Raw genomic sequence first — 15,937 nt, 5'->3', positions numbered from 1 at the left:
GCTTGATGTGATGATGAAGCAATACCTGCAAGTGACCAAGCCGGGCATCATCTTCGGTAACCTCATCTCGGTTATCGGCGGCTTCCTGCTGGCCTCGAAGGGGAGCCTGGATGTGCCCCTGTTCATCCTGACCATGGCGGGGGTGTCACTGGTGGTCGCCTCCGGTTGTGTGTTCAACAACTACATCGACCGGGACATCGACTGCATCATGGAGCGCACCAAGAACCGCGCCCTGGTGAGGGGGCTCATCGCCCCCGGTGTGTCGCTCTGGTATGCGAGCGCACTGGGCGTTGCGGGCATTGCACTGCTCTACTTTGCGGCCAATCCGTTGGCCGCCTTGCTGGCGGTGCTGGGCTTCCTGGTCTATGTGGGGGTCTACAGCCTCTACATGAAGCGTCATTCCGTCTATGGCACCCTGGTCGGCAGCCTCTCCGGCGCCGCGCCACCCGTCATCGGCTATTGCGCGGTGAGCGGCCAGTTCGACTCGGGTGCGCTTATCCTGCTGGCGATCTTCAGCCTGTGGCAGATGCCGCACTCCTATGCGATTGCCATCTTCCGCTTCAAGGATTACCAGGCCGCCAACATCCCTGTGTTGCCGGTGGTGAAGGGGATATCTGTGGCCAAGCACCACATCACCCTCTACATACTGGCGTTCATGGTGCCGACTCTGATGTTGTTCCTCGGCGGCTACGCCGGTTACAAGTACCTGATAGTCGCCACCGCGGTGAGCGTCTGGTGGCTGGGGATGGCGCTGTCTGGCTACAAGGCTGCGGTGGATGACTCCCTCTGGGCCCGCAAGTTGTTCATGTTCTCCATCGTCACCATTACCTGCCTGAGCGTGATGATGTCGGTGGACTTCCAGCCGGACGCAACACCCGTGCTGGTGAGCATGCTGCCTTGAGTCACTGTGATATGACGCAGGAAAATCAATAGAATCCAGAGCCGGGAACCTTCCCGGCTCTGTTATTATGTGGCCCGCCCCACGGGGCGCATTGTCGGCTTTTTCGGGTGTGGCGTGCCTTGTCATCCGCCCCTTTGTGTCTCTTCTCTCTGACCTATCGAGGCCATCATGAATGATTTCACCATGACGAGGGGCGAGCGCCGCGCGACCTGGGCGCTCGGCTCCGTCTTCTCGTTGCGCATGCTTGGCATGTTCATGGTCCTGCCGGTGCTGACCACCTACGGCATGTCCCTGGCGGGCGCCTCGGAGGCGCTGATCGGTCTGGCCATCGGCATCTACGGCATGACCCAGGCCCTGTTCCAGATCCCCTTCGGGCTGCTCTCCGATCGCATCGGCCGCAAGCCCCTTATCGTCGGCGGCCTGCTGATGTTTGCGGCAGGTAGCGTCATCGCCGCCCTGAGCGACTCCATCTGGGGGGTCATCGTCGGCCGCGCCCTGCAGGGGAGCGGCGCCATCTCCGCCGCCGTCATGGCACTCTTGTCTGATCTCACCCGGGAGCAGAACCGCACCAAGGCCATGGCCTTCATCGGGGTGAGTTTTGGCATCACCTTCGCCATCGCCATGGTGACTGGCCCCCTCATCACCCAGGCGGTGGGGTTATCCGGCCTGTTCTGGCTCATCGCCCTGCTGGCGCTGGCGGCCATCGCCATGGTGATCTGGGTAGTGCCGACCCCGGCTGCCCACCTGCAAAATCGCGAGTCCGCCATGGTGCGCGGCGGTTTTCGCACCGTGCTCACCAATGGACGTCTGCTCAAGCTCAACCTCGGCATCCTCTGCGTCCACACCCTGCTGATGTCGAGCTTTGTGGCGCTGCCGCCGCTGCTCGAACAAGCGGGCCTGGCTCGGGAGCACCAGTGGCAGGCCTATCTGGTCACCATGCTGATCGCCTTCGTGAGCGTGGTGCCTTTCATCATCTATGCCGAGAAGCACCGCCAGATGAAGCGGGTGTTCCAGGCCTGCGTGCTGGTGATGCTGGTTGCCGAGCTGGTGCTGTGGCAGGCAGGCCTGCAGCTGTGGGGCCTGCTGTTGGGGCTGCAACTCTTCTTCGTCGGCTTCAACGTGATGGAGGCATTGCTGCCATCCCTCATCAGCAAGGAGTCCCCGCCGGGTTACAAGGGCACCGCCATGGGGGTCTACTCCACCAGCCAGTTCCTCGGCGTCGCCATCGGCGGCAGCCTGGGGGGCCTGCTCTACAGCCTGGGGGGCGGCCCCCTGGTGTTTGGCGGCTGCGCCGTCCTGGCTCTGCTCTGGTTCGGGGTCAGCCTCACCATGGCCGAGCCCCCCTACGTCAGCAGCCTGCGCATAGTGCTGCCGGAAGGGGTGGCCGCGAGTCCGGCCCTGGAGCAGCGGATCCGCGCCTGCGACGGGGTGAGCGACGTGCTGCTGGTGCCTGAGGAGCACTCTCTCTACGTGAAGGTGGACAGCAAGCGCCTGACCCGCAGCGATCTGGAGCGGCTGGTGGCCCTCTGAGGGCAGCCAGGGGCGCGGCTGCTATGCTGAGATCCTCAATCACAGGAGGAAAGGCTCATGTCATATGTGGACGGATTCGTGATCGCCGTGCCCACGGTCAACAAGCAGGCCCTGATCGACCATGCGGGGCTATTTGACCCCATCTTTCTCGAATATGGGGCCACCCGGGTGCTGGAGTGCTGGGGGGATGACGTGCCCCACGGCAAGCAGACCGACTTTTACCGCGCGGTGGCGGCCAAGGAGGACGAAAGCGTGGTCTTCTCCTGGGTGGAGTGGCCGAGCAAGGCGGTGCGTGACGAGGCCATGACCAAGATGATGCAGGACCCCAGGATGGATCCGGCCAGCCCCATGCACCAGACCATGCCCTTCGATGGCGCCCGGATGATCTTCGGGGGCTTCACCACAGTGCTGGAGCTCAAGGGCTGAGGGGCCACCAGAGCAAAAAGCCCGTCTGATCTTGGGGGGCTTCACCATTGTGGCTGGAGCTAAAGGGCTGAAACCCCGCCAGTGACACCCAAGCCCGTCAGATGATGAAAAAGCCCGCCATTCGGCGGGCTTTTTGCTGGGTCGGGGAGGGGATCAGCGCTCGATAAGGGGCGCCGAGCGGTAACTCCAGAGGCCATAGGTGCGCAGGGCGTCGCGGTAGATGCCGAGCAGTTCCTCCGGGCTCGCCTTGGCCAGGGCCGAGAGGGGCTTGTCCGGGTAGGCGACGCTGTCGATGCGGATATTGGCCGGGCCGCTCTGCCAGCAGGCGATTTCCAGCAGGGTCTGGCCCCGGCGCACGTGGCTCGCCGAGCTCACCAGGGTGGCGTACTCAATCTCGTGGCGGGCGAGGACATAGCCGCTGTAGAGGGCGTTCTCCACCGTGCTGGTGGCGTAGTTCTCCTCGATGATGCGGGATCTGTCTATGCCCTTCTTCGCCAGCCAGTCCGCCATCAGCTTGCCCTCGGTCTGGCGGTTCTGGGGCACGCCGCCGGTCAGTATGATGAGGGCCGCCGGGTTGGCCTGGGCCAGGGCGCGGGTGGTCTCGAGGCGCCCCAGCAGGATCTCGTGCATGGAGCCATCGGGGTTGAGGGCATAGCCCAGGGTGACGATGGCCTGTCGCCCCTTCTTCTCGCCCCGCCCCTGGCGCTCCTTGAGGGGGGTGGCGATTACCCGGTCGACGGTGTCGAACAGCCGCTGCAGATCGGCGGCCCGACCGGCATTGAGCTCGCCGACCCGCTTGACGTAGCCATCGGATTTGGCCTGATCGCCCTTGAAGCGCTGCCAGGTGGCCAGATAGGTGTTGAGATCCAGATCGTCCGGCGCAGTGCTGAGGGCCTGCTCGAACAGGGCGATGGCTCTGTCCACGTTGCCGTTGTAGATCTGGGCGTTGGCCGCCGAGATGAGCAGATCGGTGCGGTAGGGTTCGAGCTGATGGGCTTGCAGCAGGAGCTCGGTGACCTGCTCCATGTTGCTCGGCATCTTGGCGGTGAAACCGGCATCTGAGACCCGGGCGGGGGAGTGGAAGATGCGGGCGGCATCCGCCAGTAGCTGATCCACTACCTGGCGTTTGCTGATGTACTGGTCGTAATTTTGCTCCTTTTGCAGGGAGCGCACCGGGGCGGCCCAGGCATCGGAGGCGGTGACCACCGGCAGCGCCAGCAGGCTGGCCAGGGTCAGGGCAATCGCAGTTTTCTTCATCATGGCGTTCCACCTAGGGGGAGGGGCGCTATGCCATGGCATGCTCCCCTGGAGCCTTTTTCAATTAAAACAGGTGCTTGGTAATTGCCTACTCTACTCCTTTCCCGATGAAAAAAACGTGAACCGCTTCGGTTATCCCGGTAACCCCCTAGCGCAGACCCAGACGCTCGTGGAGAAACCCCAGCCAGGCCTCCACCTTGGCGGGCAGGTGGCGGCGCTTCGGATAGAGGCACCAGATGCCGTGCTCGGGCAGGGCGTGGTCTGGCAGCAGGGGCACCAGCCGACCGGTGGCGAGATCCCGCTCCACGATAAAGTCCGGCATGTTGCCTATGCCGAGCCCCGCCAGTAGCGCCGTGTGGATGGCGTCGCTGTTGTTGACCTCGAAATTGCCCCGCGGGGTGATGGCCACCTCCCCCTCGGGGCCTTGCAGCCGCCACTGGGTGCCGCCGCGAAACAGGGAGTAGAAGAGGCAGTTGTGGCGCTCGAGATCGGCCGGGGTACGGGGCGTGCCGGCCCGCGCCAGGTAGGCGGGGGCGGCGCACAGAGTGCTGTGACAGGGGGCGAGGCGGCGGGCGACCAGGCTCGAATCTTCCAGCTCGCCGATGCGCACCGCCACGTCGAACCCCTCGGCCACCAGATCCTGTAGGGCGTCGCTCATCTCGAGCTGCAACTGCACCTCGGGGTAGAGGGCGAGAAATTCGGGGATAAAGGGGGCGATGTGGCGCCGACCATAGACCATGGGCACAGTCACCCGCAGCAGGCCGCGCGGCGCCGATTGCAGGGCGCCGATGGCATCTTCCCCTTCGCTTGCCAGGCGCACCGCATGGCGTACCGTCTCGAAGTAGCGCTCCCCCGCCTCGGTCAGGGCGAGGGAGCGGGTGGTGCGGTAGATAAGCTGGCAACCGAGGGTTTGCTCGAGCTGGCTCACCTTCTTGCTCAGCACCGACTTGCTGAGGCCGAGCTGGCGGGCGGCGCCGGAGAAAGTGCCCGCCTCCACCACGGCGACGAAGGCGGGGAGCAGGGCGAAGGCATCCTGGTTCATGTTGTTCTCAATGCGGAAACAATGTTGTTCAATAAGGGTAGATTATCCCTATATCGAAAACAATTTACCCTGCTCCTCTGTTCAACCAAGGAGTGACCCCATGATCCCCCCTCTTATTGACCGCCGCCCCGGACGCCTCGCCCTCGGCCAGATAGCTGGCCAGACTATCGGCGCCCTGGCCGCCTTCACCGCCGGCCTGCTGCTGGCGCTGATGATCGCCCAGAACGGCGCCCTGGCCCGCGCCACCGACCCCTGGCTCGGGAGCTGGCTGGTCCACGGGGTCGGCACCCTGGTGGCCGCGCTCTTGTGGTGTCTCGCCCCCCGATCTCCGACGCCGGAGGCGGCCCCGCCCTGGGCCTGGCTCGGCGGCCTGCCGGGGGCGCTCACCGTGGTGCTGGCGGCCCTCTGTCTCAACTCCCCCCTCGGCATGGCGGGCACCCTGGCCCTGCTACTGCTCGGCCAGCTGCTGTTTGGCGCCCTGTGCGACGCCAGAGGCTGGTTCGGGCTGACCCGCCGCCGCCCCTCGGGGAAGGACGCGCTCGCCGCCTTGCTGGTGCTGGCCGGCGCCCTGCTCATAGTGCTGCGTTAGGAGAAACACCATGACCCTCTTGATCCTGTTGGGACTGCTCGCCGCCTTGCTTGTGCTGGCTGGCGCCCTGTTCATCGTACTCGGCTAGGAGAAACACTATGACCATATTGATCCTGCTGGGACTGCTGAACGGCGTGGCGGTGAGTCTGTCGCGCACCCTCAATGGCCGCCTCGCCAGCGCCCGTAGCGCCATGACGGCCTCCCTTGCCAACCATCTGCTCGGCTTTGGGCTGCTCGGCGCCCTGCTCATCCTCAAGGGTGCGCCCTGGGAGCGGCTCGCCGGGCTCGATCCCTGGCTGCTGCTCGGCGGCGTGCTGGGGGCGCTCTTCGTCGCCATCAGCAGCTGGGCCATAGGCCGGATCGGCGCCCTGGCCTGCGCCCTGCTGATCGTCGCGGGGCAACTGCTGGGGGGAGCACTGCTCGATGCCCTGGCCGGACGGCTGGCCGCGAGCGATCTGCTCGGCATTCTGCTGGTGCTGGCGGGCGCCGCACTACAACGCTGGCAAGCCGGCAAGCCGGCAAGCCGCGCCCTTCGCCATGAGGGGAGCTGGCGTGGCGACATCTGGGAGGACTGCGCGCCGCCCTTGCCTCGGCAAGGACCAACCAGATCACGCCCTGGCGGAAGGGAAAAGGCGAAAGGAAGAGAAATGAAGGGAAAGAAAGAGAGGCCGCCTGTGGGCCAGGGCCAGCCCCAAAAAGCAGAACACCGGCGCTTGGCCGGTGTTCTGAAATAAAGGTCGCGCCCCTGCAGGGGGCACGCGGTCAGGGCGGCTTAGGCGTAGAAGGCTTCTACGGTGCCCTTGACGGTGATCAGCATGGCATTGCCGTAGCGATCCTTGGCCTTGGGGGAGGGGATCTTCACCCAGCCTTCGCTGATGCAGTACTCCTCGACATTGGTACGCTCCTTGCCGTTCACGCGAATGCCGATCTCATGCTGGAAGCACTCCGCCACATGGTGCGGGCTGCGCGGGTTGGCCGCCAGACGGTCGGGCAGTGCTGGTTTGTTGTCGCTCATTTTATAGACCTGAGTGTGATAAAAAGTGGGTCATTGTAGGCAATGCCCGCCATGGGCTCAAGGCTGGGCTGCGTCCCATGGGGGTGGGCAAGGCCCGGCTACAGTTGCAGCTCGGGCAACAGCGTCGCCTGCTTCTGAAAATGGTGGCAACGGCGCTCAACGTCATCTCGGTAGCCTGCCAGATAAGCCAGCTCGGCGGGATTGTCTGTCTCAACCATGGCGATGGCGGCATCCAGATGGTGAAGGATGTCGTTGGCCATCTTGTGCAAGGTCTGTTGCAACAGGCGTTTGGGCAGCTCACATGCTTCAGCCATCTCCAGCAACTGCCATGCGTTGACCGCCTCGGGAGCAAACTCGTCGCCGATGGCCATGGCCAGATGCTGGTTGAACTCGGGGTAAAGCCCCACATTGACCAGATCGTACCAGGGGGTGGGCATCAGCCCGGCTTTTGATACGAAGAAGCTGTAGTTCTTGCCGTGGGCATCGTGATTGTTGACGCAGAGGTTGAAGAGCAGCCATTGCAGCATGTCCAGTCTGGCCTGCGCCGGATTGACACAGAGGGCGCTGAGACTGAACAACCGTGGCAGGCTCACCCCTTCCCGAATATGGGCCACATCCCGCCCGTCACCGAAGTTGCGTTCATATTTTCGGGCGACGGGAAACCCCAGCCCCTGACAGGCATCGATCATGTGGCGGCGGCGTACCCTCACGCCATCCTCATCGAGGCGCCGATCGAAGCGTTCCACCAGCAAGCCTCGGTGGGACTTATCGCCTTGGCCGACCCTGTGCAGTTCGACCTGTGCCACCGGCATGCCCAGCAGTGCGGCCAGCCGCATGGTCACAAATTCATTGATCACCAGATGAGGATGGTGCTCGAACTTGAGGAGGTGGGTGGAACAGAGTTCGCCCTCGCCAAATCCCAGCGCCCCCTCGAGTCGCAGCAGGTTGAGCTTGGCCTGCACGCCCGCAACCGAGAGGCGGGGGCGACCATCCCAGACTTCCAGCGGCCAGATCTCGGGCTGATCGAGGCGCAGCAACAGCTCTTCCGGGGTGATGGGGCGAAAATGGGTGGGGACGTCGGGCTCTGCGGGCAGGGTAAAGGTGACAGCCCCTGAGACATCGCGGCCGATGCCGTGGATCAGGGCAAAGAGATTGCTGCGCGAAACGGAGAGCGCCTCAATCAGATGGTCCAGACCGCGATTTTCAGGCAGCAAGTTGCCGAGATACGCCCGGACTTGGGCGCTGCTGGCCGAGCCATCCAGCGCCAGCGGGGGGGAGAGCGGGAATCCGCGCGCCTGCCACGCAGGTGTATAGCCGAGCTGAAACGCATCCCGGCTGGAGTCATATTCGAGATGGCCGATCAGCTGATTACCCAGCCGAAGCTCAAGCCGATGGTGCTCAGAACCACTCATCATCACCGACCTCTGGTTGGCTGTTGCCGCTCGCTACCTGTGAGCCCGTTTCTTGCACCAATTGCAACCTCAGCCCCAGCGCCTTCATCACCTGTAACAGGGTCGAGAGGTAGACATCACCCCCCTTTTCAATCTTGATCAGGGTCTTCTTGGAGATGCCGCACAGTGAGGCCGTCACCTCCTGGGTCATCCTGGCGGCTTTGCGCCTCTCGCGGATCGCCAGCCCCAGCGAGGCGGGATCCAGTTCTTTCGGGCCGGATTGCAACGATGCGTCTGCCATCATGATCACGAAAAAAGTGTAGGTTGTTACACCTTAACTTATGGCAAGAGTAAACAGCAATCAAAAGTGTACGATGGTGCACTTTTTATGGTCTTGGTGCTGGTTGCGAGATAAAAGTGTAGAGGGGTTCACTTTTTTTAGAAAAGGAAGGTGGCGAGGGATGGGGTGGCCGAGGCAGGGTTGACTCCGCTTACAGACCCACGCCAAAACTGGGACACCCACCTTTGGTGCGCTGGCTGTGCAGCGTCTTGCTCATAAAGGTGGGGGTCCTAATTTCTGTGAGCGCATTGTTAGACGTTGTTTACTAGGACATTAGCTTCGCTTTCAGGTGCGTGACAAGCAATACAGATTTTGTTGCCATCAGGATCTCTGAAGTATGCACCGTAATAGTTTTCATGATATTCAGGGCGCAAGCCTGGTTTACCCTCGCAAATACCACCGTTGATTAGTGCTGTTTTATGGGCGGCATCAACTATTGCACGGTTATTTGCTTGAAAAGCCACCATACTGCCGTTGCCACAACTATGCGGCTGTTCATTGTATGGTTTTCCTATGAGGAAGAGGGGTTGAGTGCCGCCAGCGCTATGCCAGCCGGCCCAAGGCCTATTTCGATCACAGAAACGAGTTTCTAGGCCCAAGCAAGACATCAATGAGTTATAGAAAACTAAAGCCCGCTCAAAGTCAGTGACACCAAAAAAAATATGCGAATACATGAGGGCTCCCTGCGGTGGCTGTGCAGCGTCTAACGCCCGCATTTGCGGCTGGTTTGTAGCGAAGCAGAGAACCAGTCCGACAACATGCGCTTGTTAGTACTTGACGTTACCGGATTAGCTAAAATCCAAATCATCTAATAAGTTGTCTCTTTTAATACGTTCGGCTTCTTTACGCTCCGCTTCAATTTTCTCTCTAGCGTTATGCAGTTCTATTGCCCGAGCCAAGTTCTCATTGGCATTCGCCACGTCTTGCTTAAGATCTTTAAGGTGATAGCGCTGCAATTCATCAGTCGCACATTTTACAACTACGCAATCACTTTCAATCCAGGCTCGTCTCCACATTGAATGCCGTGGGAAGCGCCTTGATTCATCGAAGAAGTGAATCCAATCTCTCGACGGTCTTTTTGAAAGCTGGAAATAGTAATCCTGTAGTCCTGAGTATTCTCTATCTTGTCGAGTACGATCTTTTAGAATACCAATTATTTTTATTTCAGGTTCTTGAGGTACTTCATTTGTAGCTATTGGTTTGCTTTCTGTTTTAATAGGTGCAGATTTCTTCTGCTCTTGTATTGATTTATCAGACCTTTTTATTCCTATAGCCCTAAGCAATTTTTCATATGAAGCTTCGAAATTATCAGGGTTTGTGAAATCTGCATATAGCTTGTCAGATAGTGAAGGAGGCAGTTCACAATCATCGATCACCAAAGGAAGCACAGTTACTTTACGCCCAGCCACTTCCTTTGACATAGCAATACTTATTTCTTTCTGAACCCAGCTGGACTCCACAGAATTTTTGGAAATGATTGCTGCTACAAATTTCATCTCCTTAATTCCTTCTGCAATTTTATCGATTAAAGAATCACCAATGTTAATTTCAGCTTCATCCAGCCAAACCACTACATCATCAGCCATTAACCGTTCGGCCAATGCTCTTACCCATGGCTTATCTTTCGAGTTATGGCTTAAAAAAACGGATGACATTCGTACTAACTCCTAATTAGGTGCTAACAGTGATTAGATAGAAGGCAGCACTAATCCGATGGCAGAGCCTTCCATATAACTCCGCTCTGCCCTGATAGTTGCCACGAAAAAAATCAAATTAAATCAAAATATTACCAGTCTGTCTCTGATGCTTGAATGTATTCGCTTGACCTCCTTGTTTAACGCTTCCATTACCCCTGTATAGAAAAACTATGAAGGAGTTGGTGATAGCAAGCGTCGGCAAGGCTACCGCCCCTGAGTTTCAGCCCCCAGTTCGCTGCTTTTCACCCGCGAGATAGCAACAATCGCTGTCATGGTGTTCTCCCGAAAGATGGATTGTCGTTTGGCTATCTTAAGGGCCCTGAACGAGGCATGGGAAGGGCTGGTTGATAGAAATCTGAGCTGGTTCAATCAATTAGTGAGCAACTGCCGTTTTAAGTGGGCTGCTGGGTGAGCAGAAGTGCGAAAACGCCCCTCACCCCAGCCCTCTCCCAAGGGGAGAGGGAGCATATCTGCTGTTAGACGGGGCTGCGGGTTAGCACGGTTTTGATCCCCCTCTTATTCGCTGAGGCGAGCCCTCTTGTCCAGGCCGCGAGGCAGGATGCCGAGCGAGTGGCGTTGGGCCATGGACGGCCCATCGGCGCGTGCCGTTGGACAAGAGGGTGAGCCGAAGGAACCCGACATCAGTCGGGCGAATAAGCGGGGGTGGCCTTTCTTTTGGTGACTTTTCTTTGGCCACGCAAAGAAAAGTCACTCGCCCAGGCCCGAAGGGCGGGCGAAACCCCATCGAGGACGGAGTCCTCGCATCCCATGCGGCGTAGCCGCATCAAGGGGCCAGCCGCTGGTTCGGGAATCCGGCGAGAGTCTGTCGTCGTGGAACAGACGATTTCTTGCGGTGCAATGCGCTGCGCTGATTGCACCCTACGGTGTGCCACTGCGTGGCGAAGCCGCGTCACCACATCAACTCCGCGATCGTCTGATTACGCTTCGCTAATCAGACCTACAGAGAAGCCAGCCTCTGACACCGGATAACAAAAGGGAGCCTATCAGGCTCCCTTTCCGTACTCATGGTCAACGGCATCTGACCCTATACCAGCCCCTACTTATTGGTTGCGGCCTTCATCCCTTCCACAAACTCCTTCAGACGAGTGAGCATATGCTCCGGATTCTTGTGGTGGGTCTCGATGATCTTCACCACGGCGGAGCCGGAAATGGCACCGGCGGCGCCGGCCTTGATGGCCTCGCGCACCTGGGTCGGTTCGCTGATGCCAAAGCCGAGCAGTGCGGGGGGGGCATTGAACTCGCGCAAGGTGTTGATCAGGCCATCCACCGGCATGCCGGCCTTGGTCTCGGCACCGGTCACGCCGGCGCGGCTCACCAGGTAGGTGTAACCGCTGCCGAGCTCGGCCACGGCTTTCAGGGTCTCGGTGTCACCGTTGGGCGGGGCGATAAAGATGCTGTCGATGCCGAACCTGTCGGCCGCCGCCTTGTAGGGGGCGCACATCTGCACCGGCACGTCGGCGACCAGCACGGAGTCCACCCCTGCCTGCTGGCACTTCTCGTAGAAGCCGTCGATATGGCGCACATAAACGAGATTCGCGTAGACCAGCAGGCCAATGGGCAGCTGCGGGTACTTGGCGCGGATGCGGGCGAGCAGGGTGAAGCAGTCGTCCGGGGTGGTGTGGCTGGCAAAGGCGCGCAGGGCCGCCCCCTGAATGGTGGGGCCGTCCGCTACCGGATCGGAGAAGGGAATGCCCAATTCGAGCGCATCGGCGCCCCCTTCGACCAGGGCATCGACGATGGCCAGGGAGAGTTCGGGGGTGGGGTCACCCAGCATCACGAACGGCACGAAGGCGCCCTGATTGACGGCATCCAGCCGGGAGAAGAGTTGTGCGTAGCGATTCATGACAGGGTTCCTTCTTTCTCGAAAATGTCGGCAACGGTGAAGATGTCCTTGTCGCCACGGCCGGAGAGGTTGACGATCAGCACCTGCTCTTTCTCAGGTTCACTGCGGGCCATCTTGAGGGCGTGGGCCAGGGCGTGGGAGGACTCCAGCGCAGGGATTATCCCCTCGGATTTGGCCAGCTCCTGGAAGGCGTCGAGCGCCTCCTTGTCGGTGATGGAGACATACTCGGCCCGGCCGATGGCGGCCAGGTGGGCGTGCTGGGGGCCGACGGAGGGAAAGTCGAGCCCCGCCGAGACGGAGTAGGACTCCTGAATTTGGCCCTGGTTGTCCTGCATCAGGTAGGAGTGCATGCCAAAGAAGACCCCCTTGCTGCCGTGACCGAGCGGTGCGCCGTGCTCGCCGCTCTCGATGCCGTGACCACCGGGTTCGACCCCGATAAGGCGCACTTCCTTGTTGTCAATGAAGTCAGCGAACATGCCGATGGCGTTGGATCCGCCGCCGACGCAAGCGATCACGGCGTCGGGCAAGCGCTCTTCTTTTTCGAAGCACTGGGCCTTGGCCTCCTCGCCGATCATCTTCTGGAACTCCCGCACTATGGTGGGGAAGGGGTGAGGGCCGGCGGCGGTGCCGAGCAGGTAGTGGGCGCTGTCGTAGTTGGCAGCCCAGTCGCGCAGCGCCTCGTTGCAGGCATCTTTCAGGGTGGATGAGCCGGAGTGCACAGGTATCACTGTGGCCCCCATCAACTTCATGCGAAACACGTTCGGCTTCTGGCGTTCGCAATCCTTGGCACCCATGTAGACCCGGCACTTGAGGCCGAGCAGGGCGCAGGCCAGGGCAGTGGCGACGCCATGCTGACCGGCGCCTGTCTCGGCGATGATCTCGCTCTTGCCCATGCGCTTGGCGAGCAGGGCCTGACCCAGCACCTGGTTGGTCTTGTGGGCGCCGCCGTGCAGCAGATCTTCACGCTTTAGGTAAAGCCGGGTCTTGGTGCCCTTGGTCAGATTGCGGGTTAGGGTGAGGGGGGTCGGGCGACCGGCATACTCGGTGAGCAGCTCCTCAAACTCGGCAACGAAGGCCGGGTCATCCTTGGCATCGACGAAGGCCTTCTCCAGCTGGAGCAGGGCGGGGATCAGGATCTGGGGCACATACATGCCACCAAATTCACCAAAAAACGGATTGAGCAGGGTCATGGTTATCTTCCTTTACATTCTGCAATTGAGATCAGGTATGAGCCTTGGCGGGCTGAGGCGTATGGCTGGGGCACATACATGTCATCGACGAAATTCACCGAAAAACGGGTTGAGCAGAGTCATAGATTATTCCTTGTGCTTATAGGCAAATGCAGTTCATTAATTTGGTGCATGTTCAGAGGGCGCGCAGGGCACTCTTACAGTTGGCGCAGGGCGCCAAAGGCCGCCGCTATCTTGTGCGCATCCTTCTGGCCCGGGGCACTCTCCACCCCGGAGTTGAAATCAAGGCCGAGGCAACCCACCCGGGCGGCCAGCAGGGCGTTGTCGGGATTGAGCCCCCCCGCCAGCATCAGCTTGCTCTTGTCGAGCTTGGCCAGCATGGCCCAGTCGAACGCCTGACCGGTGCCGCCGCTCTGGCTGCCGATTTTTGTATCCAGCAGCAGGCGATCCGCCGGGAAGTCGAGGGCGGGCAGCGGCTCGCCGCTCGTGACGCCGACCGCCTTCCAGATCTGGCAACCCTCGGGCAGCAGAGTACGCAGGGTCTGGATATAGGCGGCGTCTTCATCCCCGTGCAGTTGCACGGCGGCGAGGTTCAGGGCCTCCACCGTCTTGGCGATGGTGGCGGGCTGGGCATTGCGAAACACCCCGACGTAACAGAGCTGCGCCCCGGCCATGACGGCGCGGGCGGCGGGGATGTCCACGTAGCGCGGGCTTTTCGCCACGAAGATAAGGCCACCGAACAGGGCCCCTGCCTGATGGGCGGCGGCGGCATCTTCGGGGCGGGTGAGGCCGCACACCTTGTTCTGGCCCAGCACAAGCTTGCGTACCGCCGCCTCCAGATCCGGCTCGCTCATCAGGGAGGAGCCCACCAGGAAGCCCTTGGCATGGGCGCGCAGATCCGCCACCTGGGCGCGGTGGTTGATGCCGGACTCGCTGATCACCACCCGATCGCTCGGAATATCTTTGGCCAGCTGCTTGGTGCGGGCGAGATCCACGCTGAGATCCCGCAGATCCCGGTTGTTGATGCCAATCACGGGGGCGCCGAGGGCCAGGGCGCGATCCCGCTCCTCTGCATTGCTCACCTCGGTCAGCACCCCGAGGCCCAGCTCCCTGGCCACCTTGAACAGGGCGCGATAGCCCTCGTCGGTGAGCACGGAGAGCATCAGCAAGATGGCGTCAGCCTGATAGTGGCGGGCCAGATAGACCTGATAGGGGTCAATCATGAAGTCCTTGCACAGCACCGGCTGCTTGACCCGGGCGCGCACCCTGGGCAGGAAGGCAAAATCCCCCTGGAAGAACTGCTCGTCGGTCAGCACAGAGATGGCGGTGGCGTAGTTGCCATAGATGTCGGCGATGGCCTCGGGGCTGAAGTCGTCGCGTATCAGCCCCTTGGAGGGGGAGGCTTTCTTGCACTCCAAAATGAATCGGGTGGAGCCTGCACGCAGGTCCCCCTCGAAGTCACGATCGCTTGGCACCAGGGCGCCCTGGAAGCTTTCCAGGGGCTGGGCCAGCTTGCGGGCCGCGACCCACTCCTGCTTGGCGGCCACGATTTTGCCGAGAATGGTCTGGTTGATGGAGGCCCGATTCAGGAAGGCATCGGGGGAGGAGAGGGGGTCGAGCATCTCGATATCCTTGCTAAGAGTGGTACTGCCTTGTTGGCTGTCGTGAGTAGTGACTGACATCATGCCTCCTGATGGCTCAGGGTGGCGAGTGCCTGGGCGAGCAGGCGGGTTTCACCGCTTGCAAGCTTGGCCAGCACCTGCGCGGCCGCCTGCTTGAAGTCCGAGGCCTTGCCCGCCATCACCAAGAGCGGCGCCACGTTGGCGGCGATGGCGGCGTTGTGGGCCGCGGTGCCTTCGCCCGCCAGTATGGCGTCCGTGATGGCGCGGTTCTCTTCCGGCTCCCCCCCTTGGATGGCGCTGACCGGGTAGGTCTCGAGGCCAAAGTCGGCCGGGGTGAGCAGGTACTCGCGAATTTCGCCGTCACGGATCTCGGCCACCTGGGTCGGACCGTGAATGGCCACTTCGTCCAGCCCGGCGCCGTGTACCACCATACCGGTTTTCAGCCCCAGTGCCAGCAGGGTTTCTGCGATGGGACGCACCAGCTCGGGGGCATAGACCCCCATCAGCTGGTAGCTGGGGCGGGCGGGGTTGATAAGCGGCCCCAAGACGTTGAATAGCGTCCTGGTTTTCAAGGCCTGGCGCACCGGCATGGCGTGGCGCACCCCGGCGTGGTACTGGGGGGCGAACAGGAAGCAGATGCCGAGCTGGTCCAGACAGCGGCGGGCCTGCGCCGGGCTCATGTCGAGCTTGATCCCCATCTTGTCCAGCAGATCGCTGGAACCCGACTTGCTCGAGACCGAGCGGTTGCCGTGCTTGGCCACCTTGAGGCCGCAAGCGGCGGCCACCAGGGCCGAGGTGGTGGAGACGTTGATGGTGTTGAGGCCATCGCCACCTGTGCCGACGATGTCGCAGAACGCATAGTCCGGGCGCGGGAAATCACGGGCTTCCGCCAGCAGCGCCTCGGCGGCGCCGGCGATCTCCTCCGGGGTCTCCCCCTTGATCTTGAGAGCAGTCAACAAGCTTGCGAGGACGATGGGATCCACTTCGCCACGGACCACCTGACCGAAGGCATCGCGGGCGGCGTCGCGGGTGAGAGACTGCCCCTGATAGAGGGTGTTGAGATGATGATGCAT

16 protein-coding genes are annotated in these 15,937 nt (G+C 61.2%); 5 read left to right on the top strand and 11 right to left on the bottom strand.

Features of this window, described 5'->3' with window-relative positions:
- Positions 1 to 7: 7 nt before the first annotated feature.
- From cyoE to OC537_RS09565, 3 genes are all read left to right on the top strand, one after another.
- Positions 8 to 901, top strand: coding sequence for a heme o synthase (cyoE, locus tag OC537_RS09575; protein WP_106886300.1), 894 nt, complete (start codon positions 8 to 10; stop codon positions 899 to 901).
- A gap of 168 nt (positions 902 to 1,069) precedes the next feature.
- Positions 1,070 to 2,431, top strand: coding sequence for an MFS transporter (locus OC537_RS09570; protein WP_262110891.1), 1,362 nt, complete (start codon positions 1,070 to 1,072; stop codon positions 2,429 to 2,431).
- 57 nt (positions 2,432 to 2,488) lie between these two features.
- A complete protein-coding gene (locus OC537_RS09565) occupies positions 2,489 to 2,857 on the top strand; it encodes a DUF1428 domain-containing protein (protein ID WP_103244539.1) in 369 nt (122 codons plus the stop codon).
- A 153-nt stretch (positions 2,858 to 3,010) separates the two neighbouring features.
- Here OC537_RS09565 and OC537_RS09560 read toward each other — a convergent pair whose 3' ends face one another.
- Both OC537_RS09560 and OC537_RS09555 read right to left on the bottom strand, forming a co-directional pair.
- The gene (locus tag OC537_RS09560) at positions 3,011 to 4,114 is read right to left on the bottom strand and encodes a YdcF family protein (protein WP_262111027.1); all 1,104 of its coding nucleotides are present in this window, start codon (positions 4,112 to 4,114) and stop codon (positions 3,011 to 3,013) included.
- A 148-nt stretch (positions 4,115 to 4,262) separates the two neighbouring features.
- Entirely contained in the window at positions 4,263 to 5,156 is an 894-nt protein-coding gene (locus tag OC537_RS09555; RefSeq protein ID WP_262110890.1) for a LysR family transcriptional regulator, read from the bottom strand.
- A gap of 100 nt (positions 5,157 to 5,256) precedes the next feature.
- On the opposite strand from OC537_RS09555, the gene OC537_RS09550 reads away from it, so the two are divergent.
- The gene (locus OC537_RS09550; RefSeq protein ID WP_262110889.1) at positions 5,257 to 5,745 is read left to right on the top strand and encodes a DMT family transporter; all 489 of its coding nucleotides are present in this window, start codon (positions 5,257 to 5,259) and stop codon (positions 5,743 to 5,745) included.
- A gap of 98 nt (positions 5,746 to 5,843) precedes the next feature.
- Positions 5,844 to 6,479, top strand: coding sequence for a DMT family transporter (locus OC537_RS09545; RefSeq protein ID WP_262110888.1), 636 nt, complete (start codon positions 5,844 to 5,846; stop codon positions 6,477 to 6,479).
- Positions 6,480 to 6,517: 38 nt separating this feature from the next.
- On the opposite strand, the gene OC537_RS09540 is transcribed toward OC537_RS09545, so the two are convergent.
- The 9 genes from OC537_RS09540 to trpD form a co-directional block, all read right to left on the bottom strand.
- Positions 6,518 to 6,760, bottom strand: a complete 243-nt coding sequence (locus OC537_RS09540; protein ID WP_005332143.1) for a DUF3297 family protein — start codon at positions 6,758 to 6,760, stop codon at positions 6,518 to 6,520.
- Positions 6,761 to 6,858: 98 nt separating this feature from the next.
- A complete protein-coding gene (locus OC537_RS09535; protein ID WP_262110887.1) occupies positions 6,859 to 8,175 on the bottom strand; it encodes a HipA domain-containing protein in 1,317 nt (438 codons plus the stop codon).
- Complete coding sequence (locus OC537_RS09530) at positions 8,159 to 8,452, bottom strand: helix-turn-helix domain-containing protein (RefSeq protein ID WP_262110886.1); 294 nt, start codon at positions 8,450 to 8,452, stop codon at positions 8,159 to 8,161. The genes OC537_RS09535 and OC537_RS09530 overlap by 17 nt, the downstream gene beginning before the upstream one ends.
- Positions 8,453 to 8,742: 290 nt before the next feature.
- Positions 8,743 to 9,165 (bottom strand): VOC family protein, encoded by a 423-nt coding sequence (locus OC537_RS09525; RefSeq protein ID WP_262110885.1) that lies wholly within the window; start codon positions 9,163 to 9,165, stop codon positions 8,743 to 8,745.
- Positions 9,166 to 9,279: 114 nt separating this feature from the next.
- Entirely contained in the window at positions 9,280 to 10,146 is an 867-nt protein-coding gene (locus tag OC537_RS09520; RefSeq protein ID WP_262110884.1) for a toll/interleukin-1 receptor domain-containing protein, read from the bottom strand.
- A 1,099-nt stretch (positions 10,147 to 11,245) separates the two neighbouring features.
- Complete coding sequence (gene trpA, locus OC537_RS09515) at positions 11,246 to 12,052, bottom strand: tryptophan synthase subunit alpha (protein WP_262110883.1); 807 nt, start codon at positions 12,050 to 12,052, stop codon at positions 11,246 to 11,248.
- The gene (gene trpB / locus OC537_RS09510) at positions 12,049 to 13,242 is read right to left on the bottom strand and encodes a tryptophan synthase subunit beta (protein ID WP_262110882.1); all 1,194 of its coding nucleotides are present in this window, start codon (positions 13,240 to 13,242) and stop codon (positions 12,049 to 12,051) included. The genes trpA and trpB overlap by 4 nt, the downstream gene beginning before the upstream one ends.
- 197 nt (positions 13,243 to 13,439) lie before the next feature.
- Positions 13,440 to 14,927 carry a bifunctional indole-3-glycerol-phosphate synthase TrpC/phosphoribosylanthranilate isomerase TrpF gene (gene trpCF / locus OC537_RS09505; RefSeq protein ID WP_262110881.1) on the bottom strand — a complete coding sequence of 496 codons (1,488 nt, stop codon included), beginning with the start codon at positions 14,925 to 14,927 and terminating at the stop codon, positions 13,440 to 13,442.
- Complete coding sequence (gene trpD / locus OC537_RS09500) at positions 14,924 to 15,937, bottom strand: anthranilate phosphoribosyltransferase (protein ID WP_262110880.1); 1,014 nt, start codon at positions 15,935 to 15,937, stop codon at positions 14,924 to 14,926. The genes trpCF and trpD overlap by 4 nt, the downstream gene beginning before the upstream one ends.

This window comes from Aeromonas sp. Marseille-Q5825 (genome assembly GCF_946892685.1).
Classification (GTDB): domain Bacteria; phylum Pseudomonadota; class Gammaproteobacteria; order Enterobacterales; family Aeromonadaceae; genus Aeromonas; species Aeromonas rivipollensis.
This window is presented reverse-complemented; position numbering and strand designations above follow the sequence as displayed.

What these genes read in the sequence shown, in the direction of transcription:
- OC537_RS09520 (WP_262110884.1), bottom strand. Translation starts at nt 10,146, where the DNA reads ATGTCATCCGTTTTTTTAAGCCATAACTCGAAAGATAAGCCATGGGTA.
- trpD (WP_262110880.1), bottom strand. Translation starts at nt 15,937, where the DNA reads ATGCATCATCATCTCAACACCCTCTATCAGGGGCAGTCTCTCACCCGC.
- trpCF (WP_262110881.1), bottom strand. Translation starts at nt 14,927, where the DNA reads ATGATGTCAGTCACTACTCACGACAGCCAACAAGGCAGTACCACTCTT.
- OC537_RS09570 (WP_262110891.1), top strand. Translation starts at nt 1,070, where the DNA reads ATGAATGATTTCACCATGACGAGGGGCGAGCGCCGCGCGACCTGGGCG.
- OC537_RS09550 (WP_262110889.1), top strand. Translation starts at nt 5,257, where the DNA reads ATGATCCCCCCTCTTATTGACCGCCGCCCCGGACGCCTCGCCCTCGGC.
- OC537_RS09530 (WP_262110886.1), bottom strand. Translation starts at nt 8,452, where the DNA reads ATGGCAGACGCATCGTTGCAATCCGGCCCGAAAGAACTGGATCCCGCC.
- OC537_RS09560 (WP_262111027.1), bottom strand. Translation starts at nt 4,114, where the DNA reads ATGAAGAAAACTGCGATTGCCCTGACCCTGGCCAGCCTGCTGGCGCTG.
- trpB (WP_262110882.1), bottom strand. Translation starts at nt 13,242, where the DNA reads ATGACCCTGCTCAATCCGTTTTTTGGTGAATTTGGTGGCATGTATGTG.
- OC537_RS09555 (WP_262110890.1), bottom strand. Translation starts at nt 5,156, where the DNA reads ATGAACCAGGATGCCTTCGCCCTGCTCCCCGCCTTCGTCGCCGTGGTG.
- OC537_RS09525 (WP_262110885.1), bottom strand. Translation starts at nt 9,165, where the DNA reads ATGTATTCGCATATTTTTTTTGGTGTCACTGACTTTGAGCGGGCTTTA.
- OC537_RS09535 (WP_262110887.1), bottom strand. Translation starts at nt 8,175, where the DNA reads ATGATGAGTGGTTCTGAGCACCATCGGCTTGAGCTTCGGCTGGGTAAT.
- OC537_RS09540 (WP_005332143.1), bottom strand. Translation starts at nt 6,760, where the DNA reads ATGAGCGACAACAAACCAGCACTGCCCGACCGTCTGGCGGCCAACCCG.
- OC537_RS09565 (WP_103244539.1), top strand. Translation starts at nt 2,489, where the DNA reads ATGTCATATGTGGACGGATTCGTGATCGCCGTGCCCACGGTCAACAAG.
- trpA (WP_262110883.1), bottom strand. Translation starts at nt 12,052, where the DNA reads ATGAATCGCTACGCACAACTCTTCTCCCGGCTGGATGCCGTCAATCAG.
- OC537_RS09545 (WP_262110888.1), top strand. Translation starts at nt 5,844, where the DNA reads ATGACCATATTGATCCTGCTGGGACTGCTGAACGGCGTGGCGGTGAGT.